A 19,882-nucleotide genomic window follows, 5' to 3' on the forward strand; every position below is an offset into this window, starting at 1 on the left:
GTTCGGGGCGCCCCGGTCGCGGGTGCGCGGGTGACCGGGCGATCGGGTGACCGGGACCTCTCATCGCGGGTCGCGTGTTCGGGCTTGAGCGCGGCCGGTGGGGGTACGTTCCGGGCATGAGGGTCGTCGTCACGGGTGCCAGCGGCAACGTGGGGACGGCACTGCGCCGCGTGCTCGCGGAGGCGGGGGTCGAGGTGGTCGGCGTCGCGCGCCGCGTGCCTCCCGGGTGGGTGGCCGGCTCCCGTCGACCGGAATTGTCGGACCCTGCCGGCAAGATGAAAGCAGGGGACCCCCTGGCGGGGACCTCTGCGCAGCTGGGGGGTCGTTCGGCCGACGCCGCTGCGCGACCGGAGGGCGGTTCGGCCGGGACCGATGCACGGCCGGAGGGCGGTTCGGCCGGGACCGATGCACGGCCTGGAGGCCGTTCGACCGGCGCCTCCGCCGCCCACCTGGGTTCGCCGGACCCCGAGCGGTGGGTGAGCTGCGATGTCGGCGCGCCGGCCGCCGAGGCGTTGTTGACGCGGGTTTTCGACGGCGCGGACGCGGTGGTGCACCTGGCCTGGGCCGTCCAGCCCACCCCTCGCGACCCGGACATGCGGCGCACCAACGTCACCGGCAGCGCCCACGTGCTGCGCGCCGCCGAGCGGGCCGGGGTGCCGCACGTCGTCGTGGCCTCTTCGGTCGCCGCTTACACGTCCGCTCCCGGGCTCGTCGACGAGGACTCGCCGTGCGGCGGGGTGCCCGGCAGCGCCTACAGCGCCCAGAAGGTCGAGTTGGAGCGGCTCCTCGACGGGCGTCCCGGGGTGGCGCGCCTCCGGCCGTGCGCGGTCGTGCAGCCCGAGGCCGGCGCCGAGTTCGACCGGTGGGCGCTCAGCCCGCTGGTGCCGCCCGCGCTGCTGGGCCGGCCGTGGTTGCCGGTGCCGCTGTGGCCGGGGTTGCGGCTCCAGCTCGTGCACGCCGAGGACGTCGCCCGGGCGATCCTGCTCGTCCTGCGGGCGCGCGCCACCGGGGCGTTCAACGTCGCCGCCGAGCCCGTGCTGCGCGCGTCCGACCTGGCGGCGGCGGTCGGCGGGTTCCTGGTGCCCGTGCCGTTCCGCGCGCTGCCGGGACCGGCGTGGTTGACCTGGCGCCTCGGGCTGCAGCCGCTGCACCCGGGCTGGCTGCGGCTGGCCGACCGGGTGTCCCTTGTGGACACGGCCAGGTTGCGCGGGCTGGGGTGGGCGCCCCGGCACGACGCGCGGCGGGCGTTGGCGGAGGTGGTCGCGGCGATCGCCGAGGGCCGCGGGACCTGGGGGCCGCTCGCGCCGCACCGAGGTCCCAGGTGGAGCAGACTGGGGTGGGGTCAGCCCGTGCACCAGAGCCAAGAGGGAGGTTCGCGTTGAGCGACGTCGTGGACGCGGTGGTCGTCGGTTCCGGTCCGAACGGGTTGGTGGCGGCGAACGTGCTGGCCGACGCCGGGTGGGACGTGCTGGTGCTGGAGGCCGCCGACGAGCCCGGTGGTGCGGTGCGCACGGCCGAGTTGACGGAGCCGGGGTTCCACCACGACCTGTTCAGCGCGTTCTACCCGCTGGGTGTGGCGTCGCCGGTGATCGCGGGGCTGGGGCTGGACCGGCACGGGCTGGAGTGGCGGTGGGCGCCGGACGTGCTGGCGTACGTGCTGCCGGACGACCGGGTGGCGCTGCTGTCGCGGGACGTGGACCGCACGGCGGAGTCCGTGGAGTCGTTCGGGGCGGGTGACGGTGACGCGTGGCGGGCGGAGTTCGCGCGGTGGCAGCGGGTCCGGGACGACCTGATCGAGGCGTTGATGAGGCCGTTCCCGCCGGTGCGGGCGGGCGCGGGGTTGCTGGGCGCGCTGGGCGCGGGTGAGGCGTTGCGGTTCGCGCGGTCGTTCGTGCAGTCGGTGCGGGCGTTCGGTGACGACCGGTTCACCGGCGAGGGCGCGCCGTTGTTGTTGGCGGGCAACGCGATGCACACCGACCTGGGTCCGGACCAGGCGGGTGGCGCGGCGTTCGGGTGGCTGCTGTCGATGCTCGGGCAGGACCTGGGCTACCCGGTGCCGGCGGGTGGCGCGGGCGCGTTGACGCGGGCGCTGGTGCGGCGGCTCGGCGGGGTGGTGCAGTGCTCGCGGCCGGTGGCGCAGGTGGTGGTGGCCGGTGGGCGGGCGCTGGGGGTGCGCGACGCGTCCAGCGGGTTCGTGCGGGCGCGCAAGGCGGTGCTGGCGGACGTGCCCGCGCCGCGGCTCTACCTCGGGTTGGTCGGCGAGCGGCACCTGCCGGCGCGGTTGGTGTCGGACCTGGCGCAGTTCGAGTGGGACGACGCGACGGTCAAGGTGGACTGGGCGCTGGACGCGCCGATCCCGTGGACGAACCCGGAGGCGCGCGGGGCCGGGACCGTCCACTTGGGAGGCGACTTCAACGGGTTGGCGATGACCAGCGCGGAGATCGCGTGCGGGAGGCTGCCCCGGGTGCCGTTCGTGATCATGGGCCAGATGACGACGTCCGACCCGTCGCGGTCGCCGGCGGGCACGGAGACGGCGTGGGCGTACACGCACGTGCCCCGGGGCGAGCAGTGGACGGCGGACCGCGCGCGGCGGCGGGCGGACCGGTTGGAGCAGCTGATCGAGCAGCACGCGCCGGGGTTCCGCGACCTGGTGCGCGGGCGGTTCGTGCAGGGGCCGGGCGAGCTGGAGTCGCGCAACCCGAGCCTGGTCGGCGGTTCGATCAACTCCGGGACGGCGGCGATCCACCAGCAGCTGGTCTTCCGCCCCGTGCCCGGCCTGGGTCGGGCGGACACGCCGGTGGACCGCCTGTACCTGGCGGGCGCGTCGGCGCACCCCGGCGGCGGGGTGCACGGCGCGGCGGGCGCGAACGCGGCACGGGCGGCGCTCGCGCGCAACGGCCTGGCGGGCGACGCGTACCGGCTGCTGATGCGCGGCCTGAACCGAGCGGTGTACTAGGAGGAGGACTACGGTGGGCCGCAGCCGACACCACCTCGGCGGCTGCGGCCGGGCGGTGTGGCCGGGTTCCGAGGGGGCGGAGGATCACACGATGGGGTGATCATCGCGCAAAGATGTACGAAAACCGGGGTCTCGGCCATCGGTTGAACATGGAAACCCGCGACCCAGGCCCCACCCTCAGCCCTGTCCTTGGCCCCAGCCTTGAGCTTGGGCTCAGCCCCGGCCTTGGCCCTGGTCTTGGGCTTGGCCCTGGTCTTGGGCTTGGCCCCAGCCCTGGCTCCGGCTCCGGCTCCGGCCCTGGCCCTGGCCCTGGCCCTGGCCCTGGCCTAGAGCTTGGCCCCGATCTTGGGTTTGACCCCGATCTCGGGCTTGGCCCGGCCTCGGACTTGGCCCATCACCAGCCCACGCCGGCTACTGGCTCTCCCGACGCACGGCCAAGTCGGCGAGCCGCCGCAGCGACTCGCGGTTGCGCGGGACGAGGAACATCGCCTGCGCGGACTCCGGCAGCAACGCGGTCGGCCCCTTGACCGCCTCCTCGGCCATGACCACCTCGGTGCCGTCGGGCACCTCGGTCAGCTCGATCCGGACCCGGGCCGCGCCGATCGGCCACAGGCGGGCCTCCAGGTCGAGCAGCCGCAGGGGCGTCACGGCCCGCACGGTGGTCACGTCGCGCACCGCGATCGGCCACGCCCCCACGCTGTGGTGGATCCGGGTGCCGACCGCGGGCCAGCCCGGGTCGACCTCGCGGATGTGGGCCGCGCCCACCACCCAGCCCGCGTAGGACCAGCCGTCGGCGAGGACCGCGAAGACGCGGTCCACCGACGTGGGGACCGTCGTGCGCACCTCGATCATGCGGACCGGTTTCCCGCTGAGAGGCGGGTGAAAACAACCTGCCGACCCCCGCACCCACCGGCAGCACCCCACCGGCAACCCCGGCAGCTCCCCCACCGGCTACCTCGCCCGCGTGCCCTTCAGCTTGACCAGCTCGGACTCGAACAGGTTCGCCACCACGGCCAGGCCGCCGGGGGTCGCCGGGTCCGGGCGGGCGACGTAGGACTGGGTGGCGGACGGGCGGCCGGCCAGTGAGAACTTGAGTTGCCCGGTCAGGCCGCGGGTGTCCACGTGGCTCGTTTCCTGGAACGCGCGGAGCACCCCGTCGCGCGTGAGGTCGTGCTCGGCGCAGGCCTTCTCCAGGATCGCGGCGAACGCGACGCCGATGGCGTAGCCGTGGTCGACCGAGCCGGTGGGTTCGAGGTCGGGGTGGGCGCGTTCGAAGGCCTCGGCGACCTCGCGCGGGCCGGGGGCGTCGGCGGCGAACGGTGAGATCGGGGAGACCATGAGCACCTTCTCGGTCACCGCCCGCGCCACCGGGGTCTCCAGGATCTCCGGGTCGTAGGAGGCCGCGTTGACCATGAACGGCACGTCCCAGCCGAGCTGTTCGGAGGCCGCCACGGCGGTCGCGGTCTGCCGCGGCGAGGTGCTGAGGAACACGGCCTTGACGCCCGCGGCCTTCAGCTCGGCGATCTGGGCCGCCACGTCGGCGGTCTCGGGGACGGCCTTGGCCACCAGGTCCATGCCCCACTGCCGCGCCGCGAACGTGCTGCCCTCCAGGGCGTTGCGGCCGAAGTCGCTGTCGACGTGGACGTGGCCGATCGCGTCGCCGTCGTGGATGGCGCCGGTGCCGCGGAGGTGGTCGAGGCCGTTGATGACGTCGAGGTCGTAGGTGGTGCCGACGACGACCATGTGGGGGTTGCCGAGCAGGGTGGCGGACCAGGAGGCGGGCGCGGCGATGGCCCGGGTCTGCATGAGGTCGGGTTCGATGGCCTCGGTCATGGGCGCGCCGGTGATGTCGACGAACCCGAGGACCTGCGGTTCCAGTTCGAAGTAGCCGTCGAGGGCGCGGTCGACGTCGTAGCCGTGGTCGCTCTGCTTCAGCTCGACGCGCCGGCCGCAGAGGCCGCCGCGTTCGTTGAGGCCGCCGAAGAACAGCTCGTAGCCCTTGATCCGCAGCAGCGAGGTGGCGGAGAACGGGCCGGTCATGTCGGTGAGCACGCCGAGGGAGATGGTGGTGTCGGTGACGCCGGGCCCGGTCTTGAGCTGCGGCCCGTCCTCCGCGCAGCCCGCGGCGAGCAGGGCGAGGACGGCCGAAGAGACGACGAGCTTGCGCACCTGGAACTCCCACCAATGACGTTACCGGCCGGTAGGAGTATCGGCACGGAGTCGCACCCTCGCCTAATCCTGTGACATACCGCACGGTCGGTATGCCCGAACGGACGAACCCATCACCGGAATGGCCAAGGAGCGCCAGTCACGGAAAGTCGTTAATTCCGGGCCGTTTCGCCCGTTCAGACCGATGATCTCGATGTGAACCACGGGGGTGCTGCCCGTGAACGTCCCGGGTTCTAATACAGGGGTCGGCCGATCTCCCGGGAGCCCGCATGACACCACCGCGCACCGGTTCGCCCGTGCTGGTAGGACGGGGCGACGAGCTGGGCGCGCTGTTGGGCGCGGTGGCCGGCCAACCGTCCGTGGTGCTCGTCGCGGGTGAGGCGGGCGTCGGCAAGAGCCGCCTGGTCCGGGAGCTGCTGCACCGCCCGGAGCTGGCGCCGCTGCGGGTGCTCACCGGGTTCTGCCAGCCGCTGCGCGAGCCCTTCCCCTACGGCGCCGTGCTCGACGCGTTGCGCACGGTGGGTCCGTACCTCGCACGGGTGTCACTGAGCCCGGTCACGGGCGTGTTGAGGCCGCTGGTGCCGGAGATCGCCGACCACCTGCCCGGGTCACCCACCCGTCCGGACGACCCGCGGCACGAGCGGCACCACCTCTTCCGGGCCGTGCGCGAGCTGCTGTCCTCGATCGGCCCCGTGCTGCTGGTCGTCGAGGACCTGCACTGGGCCGACGACGGCTGCCGCCACCTGCTGCGGTTCCTGATGTCCGACCCGCCCGCCAACCTGACCACCCTGGTCACCTACCGCCGCGAGGACGCGCCCGGCGGGATGCCGCTGGGCAGCGCCTACCGCCCGCCCGCCGGCGTCGCCTCGGCGCTGGTCGAGCTGCGGCCCCTGGACGTCGCCGGGACCCACGACCTCGCCACCGCCATCATGGGCGCGGACGCCGTGCCCGCCGGGTTCGCCGCCCACCTGCACGAACGCACGGCGGGCCTCCCCTTCGCCATCGAGGAGGTGCTGCGCGCGCTGCGCCACCCCGACTGGCGCCTGCTGGACGCGGTGGAGGTGCCGACGCTGCTGCGCGACGCCATGGCCGAGCGGCTGGACCGGCTGCCCGCCACCGGCCGCCGCATCGCGCAGGCCGCCGCCGTGCTGGAGGTGCCCGCCGACGAGGCGCTGCTGGCCGAGGTCGGCGCGGTCGCACCGGACCGGGCCCGGACCTCGCTCACCCACGCCCTGCACAGCGGCGTGCTGCACGAGGCCGGCGAGGTCCGCTACGGCTTCCGGCACGCCCTCGCGCAGCAGGCCGTCTACGACACGCTCACCGGCCCCGAGCGCCAACGCCTGCACCTGCGCGCCCTGAGGGCGCTGGAGGCCGCCACCCCGCGCCCGTTCATGCAGCTGGCCGAGCACAGCCGCCGCGCCGGGCTGCTCGACGACTGGCTGCGCCACGGCGAGGCGGCCGCCGACCGGGCGCTGGAGGTCGGCGACCCGGCCACGGCCACGCGCCTGTTCCAGCGGCTGCTGGACGAGGCGTCCCTGACGCCGGCGGACGTGGACCGGCTGGCGGTGAAGCTGGGCCAGGTGGCGCGGGGCGGGATCGACCAGCACGACCCGCGGGCCACGCTGGAGCGGCTGCTCGACGACCGCCGGCTGTCCACCGCGGCGCGCGGCCAGGTGCGGCTGAACCTGGGTTTCCTGCTGATCCGCCAGTTCGGGGGCGTGCGGCACGGCCGGGAGGTGCTGGAGCTGGCCATCGCCGAGCTGGGCGAGCGCCCGGACCTGGCGATGCGGGCGCGGGCCGTGCTGGCGCAGCCGTTCTTCGGCGCGGTGCCGCTGGCCGAGCACGCGCGGTGGCTGCGCGAGGTCGACGGGTTCGTCGCCGGGTGCGACGACGAGGCGGTGCGGTGCGCGCTGCTGGCCAACCAGCTCGGCTCGCGGACGTGCGTGGGCGACCGGGGCGCGGTCGCCGAGCTGGACCGGCTGCCGGACACCTCGGCCGACGTGGCCACGCGCCGGCACCTGGCGCGGCTGCACTGCAACCTGGCCGACGCGTTCGCCCTGGTCGGGCACTTCGACCTGGCGCGCGACTCGCTGGACCGCGGCCTGCGGCTGACCGTCGGGGCGGGCGTGCCGTTCACGGCGGGCACCGGGCGGTCCACGCGCGTCCACCTCGACTGGTACGCCGGGAACTGGGCGTCGCTGGCGGACCGGTGCGAACGGCTGCTGGAGGAGTACCGGGAGCTGCTGCCGGTCGCCGGCGAGGTGCACCTCGTGCTGGGGTGCCTGGCGGTGGCGCGCGGCGACTGGGACGCGGCCGAGCGGCACCTGGCCGGGACCGGGGTGCGGTCGGCGGAGAACTCGATCACGCCGGTGGCGCTGGGCGGGTTCGCCGCGCTGACCAGGCTGTGGATCGAGCGCGGCGACCTGGACCGGGCCTGCGCCGAGGCCGACCGCGGCCTGGACCTGGCCCGCCGCAAGGGCGTGTGGGCGTGGCTGGGCGAGCTGGCGCCCGCCGCGGTGGACGCGTTCTGCGCGGCCGGGCGGGTCGAGGACGCCGAGGAGCTGGTGGAGGAGCTGGGCGCGGGCCTGCTCGACCGGGACGCGCCGCTGGCGCGCGTGGGGCTCGAGACCTGCCGGGCGCTGCTGGCCGCGCACCGGGGCGAGGACGCCGTGCCGCTGCTGGAGCGGGCGCGGTCGGCGGCCGACGCGCTCGGGCTGCGCTACCACTCGGCGGTGCTGGCCGAACGGGCCGCGCTCGTGCGCCTGGAGCGCGGTGACGAGGCGGCGCCGGCGGCGCTGGGCCGGGTGGCCGACCGGTTCGACGCGCTGGGCGCGAGCCGGGACGCGGCGCGCTGCCGGCACCTGGTGCGCGGCGCCGGCGTGGCCACGCCGTCCCGTCGCGGCAGGCGCGGTTACGGCAACGCGCTGTCGCCCCGGGAGCAGGACGTGGCGCGCCTGCTGGCCCGGGGCCGCACCAACCGGGAGATCGCCGACGTGCTGTTCCTGTCGCCGCGCACGGTCGAGCAGCACGTGGCCCGGGTGCTGCGCAAGCTGGGGGTGGCGTCGCGGGCGGACCTGCTGGCCTGAGCGCCCGCGACCGGCACCGCCCCTACAGGTAGGAGCGCTGGCCCCACGGCATGGCCGCGGCGAGCTGGGCGCGCCTGCCGATGTCGAGCTTGCGGTAGATGCGGGTGATGTGGAGCTCCACGGCCCGGGTGGACACCGAGAAGTGCTCGGCGATCTGCCGGTTCGTCATGCCCTCCAGCATCATCAGCGCGATGCGGTGCTCGTGCGGCGTCAGCGGCTCGCGCGAGCGCGCCTCGGCGCTCTGCCCGTCCCGCGGCCGCACCATGCCCGGCACCCGCTCGCCCTCCGGCAGCCCCAGCAGCACGTGCCACTGGCGGATGCGCACCTCGGCGATCGACTGCGACCGCACGTAAGGGTCGCCGCGCACCAGGTCCCGGGCGGCTGCGTCGTCGGGCACCTGCACGATCAGCAGCACCCCGGAACCGTCGGCCCACGGGCCGGTCCCGACGAGCACGCCCTGCTCCGCGAGCGGACGCCAGTATTCCCGGTGGGCGAGATGAATGGATCTCCGCACCTGGCGCGCATCACGAAATGTCAACTCAACGGCGAAAGCCACTGGACTGATCCCCATTTCATTCCGCGGCCGACTTTCGCCCAACACTCAACATGTGGCGATTATTCAGTGTCAAGTGAGACACCTCACATGGGTGATATGCGGATCCAATGACCCCTATAGGCGCTTTTCGAACCAGTACTGGGCGTAGGGGTCGGCGTTGAACGGCGCCACCTCCTCGTAGCCGTGCCCGGCGTACAGCGCGCGGGCTTCCACCAGGTCGGCGCGGGTGTCCAGGCGCACGGACCGGGCGCCCAGCGCGGCCGCGCCCCGCTCGACCGCCGCCAGCAGGGCCGCACCCCCGCCCGTGCCGCGCGCACCGGCCGCCACGTACATGCGCTTCAGCTCGGCGGTCGTGGGGCCGACCAGCCGGAAGCCGGCGCAGCCCGCGGGCCGCCCGCGGTGGCTGCCGACGTAGAAGCAGACCAGGTCGTCGGTGGGGTCTTCGGCGATGGCGCGGTCCACCTCCCCCGGTGTGGCGGGGCGGCCGTAGTACCGGCCGATGATCTCCGTCAGGTAGTCGCGCACGAGTGCGGTCGCGAGCGGGTTGTCAACCCTCACGGGCTGAACGGTCCAGGAAGTCACTGGCAGATTTTCAGCCCTGCTGGTCCATTTGGACACCTGGTTTTCGGCATTCCGGACGCGTGTAAAGTCCACGCCCGTGCCAGCGCAACAGGTCCGCTTGGAGCGGGACGCGGTCGGGCTCGCGGTGCTCACCGTGGACGCGCCGCCGCTGAACCTCTACACCGCGGAGCTGCACGACCTCCTGGACGCCGCGCTCGACGACCTGGAGGAGCGGCCCGCGCGGGCGCTGCTGGTCCGGGCCGAGGGCAAGGTGGTCAGCGGCGGCGTGGACGTGCGGCTGTTCGCCGCGCGGAAGAACGCCGCGCAGGCCAAGGTCCTGTTCGACCGGATGCTGGAGCTGCCGGAGCGGGTGGCGGCGCTGCCGTTCCCGACCGTGTTCGCCGCGCACGGGCTGTGCCTGACGTGGGCGTTCGAGGTCGCGGTGGCGTGCGACGTGGTGCTGGCGGCGCGGCGGGCGACGTTCGGGCTGGTCGAGAAGGTCGTCGGGCTGACCCCGACCATGGGCGGCACGCAGCGGCTGGCCGCGCGGGCGGGCGTGGGCCGGGCCAAGGAGTTCGTGATGACCGGCGACCGCTACGACGCGGAGACCCTGGAGCGGTGGGGCGTGGTCAACCGCGTGCTGCCGGACGAGGGGTTCGACGACGCGGCGCTGGAGTTCACCCACGCCCTGGCCAAGGGGCCGACGCTGGCGCACGCCGCCACCAAGCGCGTGCTGGCGCACTTCGAGAGCGGCGGCGTGGCCGAGGCCGACGAGCACGTGACGGCCATCGCCGCCGAGCTGTTCGACACCGAGGACCTGCGCGGGGCGGTGCGGTCGTTCCTGGAGGAGGGGCCGGGCCGGGCGACCTTCCACGGTCGCTGACCCCTCCCCCGCCCGTCACAGCGGGTCGTAGGTGCTGCCCCCGTACCAGGACAGCGCCGAGCGCAGCTCCACCACGTCCTGGTCGCGGCGCTTGCGGTAGCGCTCGTGCGAGATCGGGTAGACGCGCAGGCCGCCCTTGTGGTTGGTGAACGTGCCGCGGCCCAGCGTCTCCGGCGGCTGGGCGGCGCTGACCAGCCACACCACCAGCCACGGGCGGGAGTGGTGCGGCTCCACCTTCACCCGCGCGATGGCGTACCAGGGCAGGCGGCGGGTCTGCTCGCCGTCGGACACCGCGATGCCGTCCGGGCCGACGTCCAGGGTGAGCTGCGCGCTCACCGCGCCCGCGATCAGGCGGACCGCGACGATCACGAACGCCAGGAACGCGACGAACGCGGCCAGCCGCACGGGGGTGAGCACGCCGTTGTCCGGGTCGGAGACCCAGCCGGTGACCAGCGCCGCCAGCAGGTTCGCGCCCGCCCAGCCCAGGGCCACCGCCCGCGAGGTCCGGAAGCGCGCCCCGGTGGCCTTGACCTGCTGGGAACCGGGGTCCGCGGTCGGCGCCACGCGGGTGACGGGCTTGGGCGTCACGGGTGCGACGCCGGTCGGGTTCGGCACGCCGGTGGGATTGGGGAAGCCGGTCGGGGTGGGCACGCCCGTGGGGTTGGGGAAACCGGTCGGGGTGGCGACGCCGCTCGCGTTCTGGGCCGGGATCCCGGCCGGGTGGTGGAACCCGGTCGGGCTCGGGGCGACCACCGTGGGCGGCTTCGGCGGCGGGTCCTCGACCATGACCCGCGTCGGCGGCTTCGCCGGCAGCTTGCTCAGCTCGGTGTGGCGCTGCTCCACGACCGTGCGCACGCGGGCGGGCAGCCACGACGGGTCGGTCGACGGCGGGCCGATCAGCTCCAGCAGGCGGGCGGGCGTCGGCCGGTTCGCCGGTTCGCGGACCAGGCACGGCACGATCAGCGGCACCAGCGACGGCGGCACCCGCGTCAGGTCCGGGTCCTGGTGCACGACGCGGTAGATCAGCGCGGACGTGGCGCCCTCGCCGAACGGGCCGCTGCCGGTCGCCGCGTAGACCAGGACCGAGCCGAGGGCGAACACGTCGCTCTGGGACGTGATGGCCTGGCCGACGACCTGCTCCGGCGACAGGTAGCCGGGGGTGCCGAAGACGATGCCCGCCTCGGTGAGCGCGGAGTGCTCCAGGGCGCGGGCGATGCCGAAGTCGATCACGCGCGGGCCGTCGTCGGCCAGCAGCACGTTGGACGGCTTGAGGTCGCGGTGCACCAGGCCCGCGGAGTGGATGGCGACCAGCGCCTCGGCCAGGCCGCCCGCGAGGCGGCGCACCGCGCGTTCCGGCAGCGGGCCGTGGTCCTGCACGGCCTGGTGCAGGCTCATGCCCGCGATGTACTCGGTGGCCATCCACGGGTGCTCGGCGTCGGGGTCGGCGTCGACCACGGTCGCGGTCCAGAAGCCGCCGACGGAGCGCGCCATCTCGACCTCGCGGCGGAAGCGCTCGCGGAACTGGGGGTCCTCGGCCAGCTCCGGGCGCGCGACCTTGACCGCGATGGGGCGCCCGCCGCGCGAGCGGGCCAGGTAGACCGACCCCATCGCGCCGCGACCGAGCGCGGCGAGCAGCGTGTAGTCGCCGATCCGCGACGGGGCGTTCGGGGGCAGTGGCTGCACGACACCCACATTAGATGTCCCGGCCACCCCGCTTGACCCGGACCACCGATTACGGCGTGTGAACTAGTGCGACGCAACCTCGGGCGGGGGTGCGTTACCGAGGCTCCCTCACGGCCGGGACCTCGCCCGGGTGGTCGGAACGCGGTGTCCGGGCGGACGGCGCGCGGTGCTCGAGTGGACGACACGCGGTGCCGGAGTGGAGGACACGCGGTGTCCGGGTGGAGGACGCGCGGGGGTGCGGTGCGTCCGATCAGGTGGTCAGGGTCAGGAGGGTGGTGGCCTTGGAGTGCCAGGAGTGGGCCAGGACCGACGCGCGGAGGGCCTGCGGGGGGCGGAGGGGGCCCGAGGAGAGGGTGGCGCGGACGGCCTCCACGAAGTCCGCGTGGGTGCGGGCGGCGCGGACGCGGTCGGTGTAGGCGGCCAGTTCGGCGAAGTCGGTGCTGACCACCGGCAGGCCCAGGGACAGGTACTCCTTGAGCTTGATCGGGTTGGAGTGCCGGATCCAGCTGTTGTCCTGCCACGGCATGATCGCCACGTCGAACGCCGAGCCGTAGGCCGGGATGAGGCTGTAGGGGCGGAAGCCCAGCCAGTGCACGTTGGGGTACTTGTCGAAGCGCTCCATCGGGTGGGTGGCGTCGCCGATCAGCACCAGGGAGGCGTCGGGCAGCTCGGCGGCGACCCGTTCCAGGAGGTCGAAGTCGACCACGAAGTCGTCCAGGGCGCCGAAGAAGCCGACGCGCGGGCCGGGGATCGAGCGGACGTCGTCGGGCAGCTCGTGCTCCGGGCGGGCGGTGAAGTGGTCGACGTCCACGCCGTGGTCCAGGAAGTGGGCGCGCGAGCCGGTGAGCGGCCGCTCCTCCTCCATCAGGGCGTGGGAGACGTAGACGACGTGGTCGGCGTGGGTCAGCAGCTCCCGCTCCAGCGCCTCGATGGACGCGCGGTCGGCCTCGGGGAAGTCCGAGTGCCGGTCCGAGCGGTTGAACACCAGGCGGTGCTTCCGCATCGGGGCGACCACGTCCCAGGCGGTCGGGATGGTGACCATGATCACGGGGGTGCGCAGGCGCAGTGCCCTGGCCACCAGGCCCACCTGGGCGCGCACGAGGACGGCGTTGACGCGGCGCAGGAACGGCGAGCCGTAGAACGGCAGCGGCAGCGGCGACATCACGTAGAACTCCGGCAGCGGCCGGCGCACGAACTTGGCCACGCTGCGCAGCTTGCGCAGGATGCGCCGGGACACGTGGGTGCTGTTGCCCTTGGTCGGCATCCGCATGCCGATGCTGTTGACCACCAGCACCCTGCGGTGCCCGGCCATCGACCGCATCAGCTGGAAGTCCGAGTGCGCCCGGTTGTGGTACCACCAGTCCTGCGCGGAGAAGCAGATCCAGCCGTGCCCGTCGCCGTCGCCGGGGCGGGCGGGCCAGCGCCGCCAGCGCAGCAGGTCCCGCAGGGCCGTGCGGTGCTTGGCGTGGCGGGGCGCCCGCAGCAGCTCGTTGAGCAGGACCGCGAACCACATGGCGACCGCGAGCGGGCGGCCGTGGCGCTCGCGGATCATCCGCACCCGGTTCGTGGCGGCCATCGACCACAGCACCGGCGACGTGGACTGCTCGCCGCCGAAGTGCACGGCGCGCGCCCGCGGCTCGTAGCGGACGGCGTAGCCGCGGTCGCCCGCGCGGAGCATGTACTCGGTCTCCTCCGAGTACAGGAAGTACCGCTCCTCCAGCACGCCGGTCGCCTCGCGGGCCTCGCGGGAGATCAGCCACGCCGCGCCGGTCGCCCAGTCGACGGTGCCCGGGGTCTCGTAGCGGCGGTGGTCGGCGACGACCTCGCCCAGCGCGTCGCTGCGGCCGGCGCGCGTGCCGCCGAGCAGGGCCTCGCCGAGGGCGCGCAACGGGTTCGGCGCGCGCCGCAACGACAGCTGCGGCGAGCGGTCGGCGTAGGTCAGGCGCGGCGCGGCGATGCCCGTGCCCGGCTGGGCCAGGGCGGCGCGCAGCAACCCGATCGCGTCCGGTTCGAGCCGGACGTCGGGGTTGAGCACGAGGACGTCGCAGTCGGGCGCGGCGGCGAAACCGGCGTTGACGCCCGCGGCGAAACCGTCGTTGGCGGCGCGCGCCACCACCCGCGCGTCGGGCGCGACGCGCGCGACCACGTCGAGGGTGCCGTCGGTGGAGGCGTTGTCCACCACCACGACGTGACCGTCCGGGATGGACTCCAGCGCGGCGGCCACCGATCTCAGGCAGTCCTCGACGACACCGGCGCTCTGGTAGGTCACCACGACCACGGCAAGCGGCACTTCTACTCCCCCGGACGGCTGAACCGGGTGCGCAGCGCGCCCCCGAGCAGGCGGAACGCGAACGGCAGGTCGTCGCGCAGGTAGCGCTTGGCCAGGCGGCGCGGTTCGAGCGCGAGGCGGTGCAGCCACTCCGCGCCCATCTTCTGCACCACGCCGGAGGCGCGGCGGAACTCGCCCGCGGCCATCGGGATGCCCGCGCCGCAGCCCAGGAACCAGGTCTCGGGCAGCTCCGCGCGCAACAGCCTGATCAGGCGCTCCTGCTTGGGGAAGCCCAGGCCCACCAGCACCAGGTCGGGTTTGGCCTCCACCACCCGGGCGACCGCCTCCGCGGTCAGTTCGGCGGAGGTGTCGAAGCCGAACGGCGGCGAGTCCGTGCCCGCCACGCGCAGCCCCGGGTGCCGGTCGACGAGCACGGCGGCGGCCTTCTCCGGCACGCCCGGGTTGCCGCCCAGCAGGTAGACCGAGCGGTCCTCGCGGGCCGCGGCGGCGGCGAGGGTGAACACCAGCGACGAGCCGGTGACCCGTTCCGGCACGGGCACGCCCGCCAGCCGTCCCGCCCACACCACCGGCATCCCGTCGGCGACCACGACCTCCGACTCGGCGATCAGCGCGGCCAGCGCGGGGTCGCGGGTGGCGGCGCGCACGATGTCCACGTTGGCCGTGACGATCGCGCCGCCCTCGGCGCGCCGCCACGCGGCGGCGACGTGCTCGGCGACGCCGGACTCGGGCACGGCCCACACGTCGACGGCGCCCACCCGGACGCGGGCCTGCGAGTTCTCCGGCATACCCGCGACATCGGCCGGGGCCGGGACGCCGTTACGGCGGGGCGACCACCGGTAACGGTCACCGCCCGTAGCCGATAACCGGGGCATGTACGTCGCGTCAGCCCGTCCCGCCGAGCGCGTCAAGGGCAAGGTCCCCGGCACCGTGGTGGCACTGGGGGCGGTGAGCCTGCTGACCGACGTGTCGGCCGAGATGGTGACCGCGTTCATGCCGGTCTACCTGCTGTTCACGCTCAACATGAGCTACGCCCAGTTCGGTTTCCTCGACGGGCTCTACACCGGGGCCACGGCGGTGCTGCGGCTCGTCGGCGGCCACCTGTCGGACCGGTCGCGGCGGCACAAGGCGGTCGCGGCGGTCGGTTACGGGCTGTCGGCGGTGACGAAGCTCATCTTCCCGGTGGTGGGCGCGTCGGCGTTCGGGATCGGCGCGACGATGGCCGCCGACCGCGCGGGCAAGGGCCTGCGCACCGCGCCGCGCGACGCCCTGATCTCCCTGGCGACCCCGCCGGACCGGCTGGGCGCCGCGTTCGGCCTGCACCGCACGATGGACACGGTCGGCGCGCTGCTCGGGCCGCTGGTGACGTTCCTGCTGCTCTACCTGATCGGCACGGTCGCCGGGCCGGTGTTCGTGGTCAGCGGGTGCTTCGCCGCGGTGGGGCTGATCGTGCTGGTGGCGTTCGTGCGGGAGAACCCGGCGCCCGCGCCCGCCGGGCCGAAGCCGTCGGTCCGGGCCGGGCTGGCGCTGCTGCGGGACGCCGGCTACCGGAAGGTGGCGGTCGCGTCGGCGGTGCTGGGCCTGGCGACGCTGTCCGACGCGTTCGTGTTCATCCTGGTGCAGCAGGCCACCGGCGCGCCGCTGCACCTGCTGGCGCTGTTCCCGCTCGGCACCGCGCTGGTGTTCCTGCTCGCCGCCGCGCCCGCGGGCAGGCTGGCCGACCGGGTCGGCCGGTGGCCGGTGTTCCTGGCGGGGCACGTGCTGCTGCTCGGCGTGTACGCGATGCTGCTCGTCCCCGGCACCGGCTACGTCGGCGCGGGCGTGGCGCTGCTGCTGCACGGCCTGTTCTACGCGGCCACGGACGGCGTGCTGTCGGCGCGGGTGAGCGCGCTGGCGCCGGAGACGCTGCGGGCGTCGGGCCTGGCGGTCGTGCAGACCGGGCAGGCGCTGGCCCGGTTCGCGTCCTCGGTGGCGTTCGGCTTCCTGCTCCAGTACGCCGCGTTCGGCACGGCCGTGGCCGCGGCGATCGGCTCGCTGCTGGTGGCGGTGCTGGTGGCCTGGCGGCTCAAGACCTGACGGCCCCTGCGGCGCTCCCCCGTTCGACCGGGGGCGCGCCGCAGGGGGTTCCGCGTCAGAGCAGGGCGGTGTGGCCGTGCGAGACGGACCTGCCGTGGGCGGCGTCGCCGGCGAACGCGGCGGTGTAGCCCCGCAGGAGCGTGTCCAGGCCGACCAGCAGCGGCACCGGGGCGTCGCACCTCGCCTCGCCCCGGGCGTCGGTGGTGGCCGCGCACAGCGGGTGGCCCTTGATCGTGCGGAACACCACCTTCTTCCCGACCACCGGGCGGCCGGTGTGCGACTCGACGAGCGTGGCGTCCACGCCGCGCAGGGTGAAGCCCAGCAGCAGCCGCAACTGGAGCTGGGCGTGGCCGGCGGCGAGCCGCGTCGGCGCGGGCGGCACGGCGTTGATCGCGACGCCCACCGGGTTCACGCCGACCGGCACGGTCCCGGTCACGGCCAGGGTGGCGGTGTCCACCACGGACACCGTGCCGCTGTTGAAGTTGGTCACGTACGCGCGGGAGCCGTCCGGGGTGAGGGCGACGCCGATCGGGCGGCTGCCGACCGGGACCTGGGCCACGTGCGCCAGGGCGTCCACGTCGACCACGGACAGGGTGTGGCCCTCGCTGTTGGTGACGAACGCGCGAGCGCCGTCGGGCGAGATCGCGATGCCGTGCGGGATGAAGCCCACCGGGACCGAGCCGACCACCGCGTTGGTCGCCGTGCTCACCACGACCACGTTGTTGGACGCCTTGTTGACCACGAGCAGCTTCGCGCCGTCCGGGGTCACGGCCACCGCGGTCGGGGTGGAGCCGGTGGGGATCTCGGCGACCTCGGTGTTGGTCGCGGTGTCCACCACGGACACCGTGCCGGGGCCGGCCACGTCGTGCGCCACGTACAGGCGGCCGCCGTCCGGGCTGATCGCCACGCCGTCGGCGTTCGGGCCGACCGGGATGGTCTCGGTGGCGGTCAGCGTGGCCGCGTCGACCACCGACACCGTGCCGGCCCGGTAGTTCGACACGTACGCGTGGCCGCCGTCCGGCGAGACCACGACGCCGGCCGGGCCGTCGCCGACCGGCACGGACGCGTCCACCGTGTTGGTGGGCGTGTCGATGACCGTCAGCGTGTTGTCGCGCACGTTGGTGACGTAGCCGCGCGCGCCGTCGAACGCGACGCCCACGCCGTAGGGCGAGCCGTCGGCGGAGTCGCCGAGCGTGGCCGTGACCGCGCCGACGGCCGTGTCGAGCACGGACACGCCGCCGCCGTTGTTGGCCACGTACCCGAGCACGCGCGTCGGCGTCGCGGTCCCGGTGGCCTGCTGGGCGGTCGCGGCGGGCGGGGCGAGCAGCAGCGCCGCCGCCCCGAGGGCGACCACCCCGCCCAGCGCTCGTGAGGATGTCGGCAGCACTGTCGGCCTCCAGGGTCAGAAACGGTAGATGTGCACCCCGTACGGGGCGAAGTCGTCGACGATGCGGCCGTCCCTGATCTCCACGGTCCGGTCCTCGCCGACCACGGTCGCCGTGCCCTGGCGGACCGGCACCTCCAAGGTCACCCGGGCCGCCAGGCTCCGGGGGTGCTCCCGGTTCCCGTCGGTCTGGGCGAGCACCCACCGGTCGCCGTCGACCTGCTTGTGCAGCGCCGCGACCGGGATGCCGCTGTCGCCGGTCGCCCGCACGCCCGGCAGGTTGGGCGCGTTGAGCACGCGCGCGAGCGACTTCAGCCGCGCGTTGACCTCGGCCACCCGGCGGGTGATCTCCGGGCGGGTCAGGGCGCTGGAGTACTCGCCCTTGCCCTCCGGGTAGAAGCTGTGCGCGAAGTAGTTGACGCCGGTCGCGCCGTGCAGGACGGTGTTCCACACCGCCGCCTCGAGCTGGTCGGCGTCGATGATCTCGCCGTGCGTGTGCGGGTGCCCGGTCTCCACGAACCCGTAGAGCGGCTTGTCCGGGCCGCACCACTTGCGCATCGTGTCGATCACCTCGCCGTAGGCGTACGCGCCGACCGTGTGGTTGCGGTCGGGGTGCGTCCAGGCGTAGTAGTCGGCCGAGGCGATGTCGGCGGCCGAGCAGTAGGTGCGCATGTCCTCTTCGTAGGACTCCTCGACGTGCCCGTAGCCGATCTCACCGGTCGGCGTGCCCATCCACGGGCTGAAGTTGACGTACGTGGGCCGCGTCGGGTCCTGGGCGCGCACCCGGTCGGCGGCCGCGAGGATCGCGGAGGGCTGCATGTCCGGGTTGAACACGTCGCCGTAGACCTTGTTCATGTCCGGCTCGTCGGCCACCAGGTAGCCGACGTAGTTGCGGGCGTGGGCGGTGTCGGCCAGCACGGTGTCGACCCGCACCGGGTCGACGTACACCCGCCAGTCGGTCTCGTGCAGGCCCTCCTGGCGGAGGTACCACCACTCGTCCTCCCACAGCCCGATGCCGAAGTCGACGCCGATGCGCGGGAAGGCGCGGCCCAGCTTCTCGCCGTGCTCGACCCCGGACGGGTCCTGCATCCAGACGTTGATCGGGAACACGCCCGGGTCGCCGGTGGGGTTCGGGCCGTTGGCCCACTGCCGGTAGTACTCGGGCGAGGACGTCGGGACCGGCGCGGGCCACTCCTCCCGCGCCCGGTCCTCCGCCTCGACCGTGCAGGCGGCCACCAGGAGCAGCACCACCGGCAGGCCTGCCCGCCGGGTCGTCGTCCCCGACCGCCGGGTCGTCGTTCCCGTCCGCCGGGGCACCGCCGCCGGTCCCCTCACCCGGTCGCCCGGGAGCGGCCGCGCGCGGCCAGCACCCGCTTGGCCTTCTCGAAGCCGTCGGGGCCGAGCAGCCGCATCGCCGCGGTCTTGGCCGCGAACCGCGCGCCGTCGCGCGCCACCCGCAGCGGGTGCCCGACGAACCGGTCGCGGGCCAGCAGCCCGGCGGCCGGCTCCGGCACGTCGTCCAGCGCGTCGCCGAACAGCGCCCGGTGCGGCGCGGGCGACACCAGCCGGCCGCGGGTGCGGTTGCTCACGTTGCCGCCGTGCACCACCTGGAGCCAGCCGGGCGGCCCGCCCAGCGACACCACCTCGGCGTGCCGGTGCAGGCGGTTGTGCCAGTCGACCCAGCAGGTGACCGGGTCGTCCCAGCTCTCCCGCACCGAGGCGAACGCGTTGTCCCGGTCGTGGTGGGCGTACAGCCCTCCCGGGCTCTTGACCAGGCCGTTCGCCAGGTAGAGCGCGGTGCGGCGGCCCGTCGGCCGGTCGGCCTGGAGCCGTGCCACGAAATCGGCGGCCAGGCCGTCGTCGTTGTCGAGGTTGGTGGTGATGAGCCCGTCGCCCTTCGTGGCGAAGAGCTTCGAGATGTCCTCGATCAGCTCCTCTCGGCTCACCTGCGTCCGGAACACCGGCGTGTAGGCGTCGCCGTGGGAGGCGATCCGGTCCTTGAGCCACGCCGGGCTCTCCGGGTCGAAGTAGATGAGCCACCGGAAGTTCGAGGAGGTCTGGGCCGCCACCGAGGGCAGGCAGTACCGCTCGAACAGCCCGACGCGCTCGACCAGCCAGCCCTCCCGCGCCCGCACGACGCTCTCCGCGCCCACGGACGGCAGGTTGAAGCGCGTCAGCACCACGTGGTCCATCGAGAACCCCTTCCCGTCCTCCCGTACATCGGGATCGGGCGCGGACCGT

The 19,882-nt window shown here is 74.4% G+C and carries 15 protein-coding genes and 1 pseudogene; 6 read left to right on the forward strand and 10 right to left on the reverse strand.

What is annotated here, in order from left to right; all coding sequences use genetic code 11:
- Positions 1-116 precede the first annotated feature (116 nt).
- The 3 genes and pseudogenes from ACFV4N_RS05410 to ACFV4N_RS05420 form a co-directional block, all read left to right on the forward strand.
- A pseudogene (locus ACFV4N_RS05410) lies at positions 117-221 on the forward strand (NAD-dependent epimerase/dehydratase family protein); the annotation flags it as partial.
- A 93-nt stretch (positions 222-314) separates the two neighbouring features.
- Positions 315-1,382 (forward strand): NAD-dependent epimerase/dehydratase family protein, encoded by a 1,068-nt coding sequence (locus tag ACFV4N_RS05415; RefSeq protein WP_499671334.1) that lies wholly within the window; start codon positions 315-317, stop codon positions 1,380-1,382.
- Positions 1,379-2,956 (forward strand): phytoene desaturase family protein, encoded by a 1,578-nt coding sequence (locus tag ACFV4N_RS05420; protein ID WP_499671268.1) that lies wholly within the window; start codon positions 1,379-1,381, stop codon positions 2,954-2,956. Before ACFV4N_RS05415 ends, ACFV4N_RS05420 begins: the two co-directional genes overlap by 4 nt.
- A gap of 411 nt (positions 2,957-3,367) precedes the next feature.
- On the opposite strand, the gene ACFV4N_RS05425 is transcribed toward ACFV4N_RS05420, so the two are convergent.
- On the reverse strand, positions 3,368-3,808 hold the full coding sequence (locus ACFV4N_RS05425) for an SRPBCC family protein (protein ID WP_499671269.1): 441 nt from the start codon (positions 3,806-3,808) through the stop codon (positions 3,368-3,370).
- Positions 3,809-3,907: 99 nt separating this feature from the next.
- Entirely contained in the window at positions 3,908-5,125 is a 1,218-nt protein-coding gene (locus ACFV4N_RS05430) for an ABC transporter substrate-binding protein (RefSeq protein WP_499671270.1), read from the reverse strand.
- Positions 5,126-5,394: 269 nt separating this feature from the next.
- Here ACFV4N_RS05430 and ACFV4N_RS05435 point away from each other — a divergent pair, with 269 nt between their 5' ends.
- Entirely contained in the window at positions 5,395-8,211 is a 2,817-nt protein-coding gene (locus tag ACFV4N_RS05435; protein WP_499671271.1) for a helix-turn-helix transcriptional regulator, read from the forward strand.
- Positions 8,212-8,233: 22 nt separating this feature from the next.
- On the opposite strand, the gene ACFV4N_RS05440 is transcribed toward ACFV4N_RS05435, so the two are convergent.
- Both ACFV4N_RS05440 and ACFV4N_RS05445 read right to left on the reverse strand, forming a co-directional pair.
- The gene (locus ACFV4N_RS05440; RefSeq protein WP_344035713.1) at positions 8,234-8,782 is read right to left on the reverse strand and encodes a LuxR C-terminal-related transcriptional regulator; all 549 of its coding nucleotides are present in this window, start codon (positions 8,780-8,782) and stop codon (positions 8,234-8,236) included.
- Between the two features lie 99 nt (positions 8,783-8,881).
- Positions 8,882-9,325: a GNAT family N-acetyltransferase gene (locus tag ACFV4N_RS05445; protein ID WP_499671272.1), complete on the reverse strand. Its 444-nt coding sequence runs from the start codon at positions 9,323-9,325 to the stop codon at positions 8,882-8,884.
- Between the two features lie 100 nt (positions 9,326-9,425).
- Here ACFV4N_RS05445 and ACFV4N_RS05450 point away from each other — a divergent pair, with 100 nt between their 5' ends.
- Positions 9,426-10,211: an enoyl-CoA hydratase/isomerase family protein gene (locus tag ACFV4N_RS05450; protein WP_499671273.1), complete on the forward strand. Its 786-nt coding sequence runs from the start codon at positions 9,426-9,428 to the stop codon at positions 10,209-10,211.
- A gap of 15 nt (positions 10,212-10,226) precedes the next feature.
- Here the strand turns inward: ACFV4N_RS05450 and ACFV4N_RS05455 are convergent, their stop codons facing one another.
- From ACFV4N_RS05455 to ACFV4N_RS05465, 3 genes are all read right to left on the reverse strand, one after another.
- Positions 10,227-11,894, reverse strand: coding sequence for a serine/threonine-protein kinase (locus ACFV4N_RS05455; RefSeq protein ID WP_499671274.1), 1,668 nt, complete (start codon positions 11,892-11,894; stop codon positions 10,227-10,229).
- A 250-nt stretch (positions 11,895-12,144) separates the two neighbouring features.
- Complete coding sequence (locus ACFV4N_RS05460; RefSeq protein WP_499671275.1) at positions 12,145-14,184, reverse strand: glycosyltransferase; 2,040 nt, start codon at positions 14,182-14,184, stop codon at positions 12,145-12,147.
- A gap of 2 nt (positions 14,185-14,186) precedes the next feature.
- Positions 14,187-14,969, reverse strand: a complete 783-nt coding sequence (locus ACFV4N_RS05465) for a WecB/TagA/CpsF family glycosyltransferase (protein WP_499671276.1) — start codon at positions 14,967-14,969, stop codon at positions 14,187-14,189.
- An 85-nt stretch (positions 14,970-15,054) separates the two neighbouring features.
- Between ACFV4N_RS05465 and ACFV4N_RS05470 the strand changes: the two genes are divergently transcribed.
- Positions 15,055-16,257 (forward strand): MFS transporter, encoded by a 1,203-nt coding sequence (locus ACFV4N_RS05470; protein WP_499671277.1) that lies wholly within the window; start codon positions 15,055-15,057, stop codon positions 16,255-16,257.
- A gap of 55 nt (positions 16,258-16,312) precedes the next feature.
- Here ACFV4N_RS05470 and ACFV4N_RS05475 read toward each other — a convergent pair whose 3' ends face one another.
- The 3 genes from ACFV4N_RS05475 to ACFV4N_RS05485 form a co-directional block, all read right to left on the reverse strand.
- Positions 16,313-17,644, reverse strand: coding sequence for a cytochrome D1 domain-containing protein (locus tag ACFV4N_RS05475; RefSeq protein WP_499671278.1), 1,332 nt, complete (start codon positions 17,642-17,644; stop codon positions 16,313-16,315).
- 15 nt (positions 17,645-17,659) lie between these two features.
- Positions 17,660-18,892, reverse strand: coding sequence for a hypothetical protein (locus tag ACFV4N_RS05480; protein ID WP_499671279.1), 1,233 nt, complete (start codon positions 18,890-18,892; stop codon positions 17,660-17,662).
- A gap of 80 nt (positions 18,893-18,972) precedes the next feature.
- Positions 18,973-19,833, reverse strand: a complete 861-nt coding sequence (locus ACFV4N_RS05485) for a glycosyltransferase (RefSeq protein ID WP_499671280.1) — start codon at positions 19,831-19,833, stop codon at positions 18,973-18,975.
- Positions 19,834-19,882: the final 49 nt, after the last annotated feature.

This window comes from Actinosynnema sp. NPDC059797 (assembly GCF_042732085.1).
Lineage (GTDB): Bacteria > Actinomycetota > Actinomycetes > Mycobacteriales > Pseudonocardiaceae > Actinosynnema.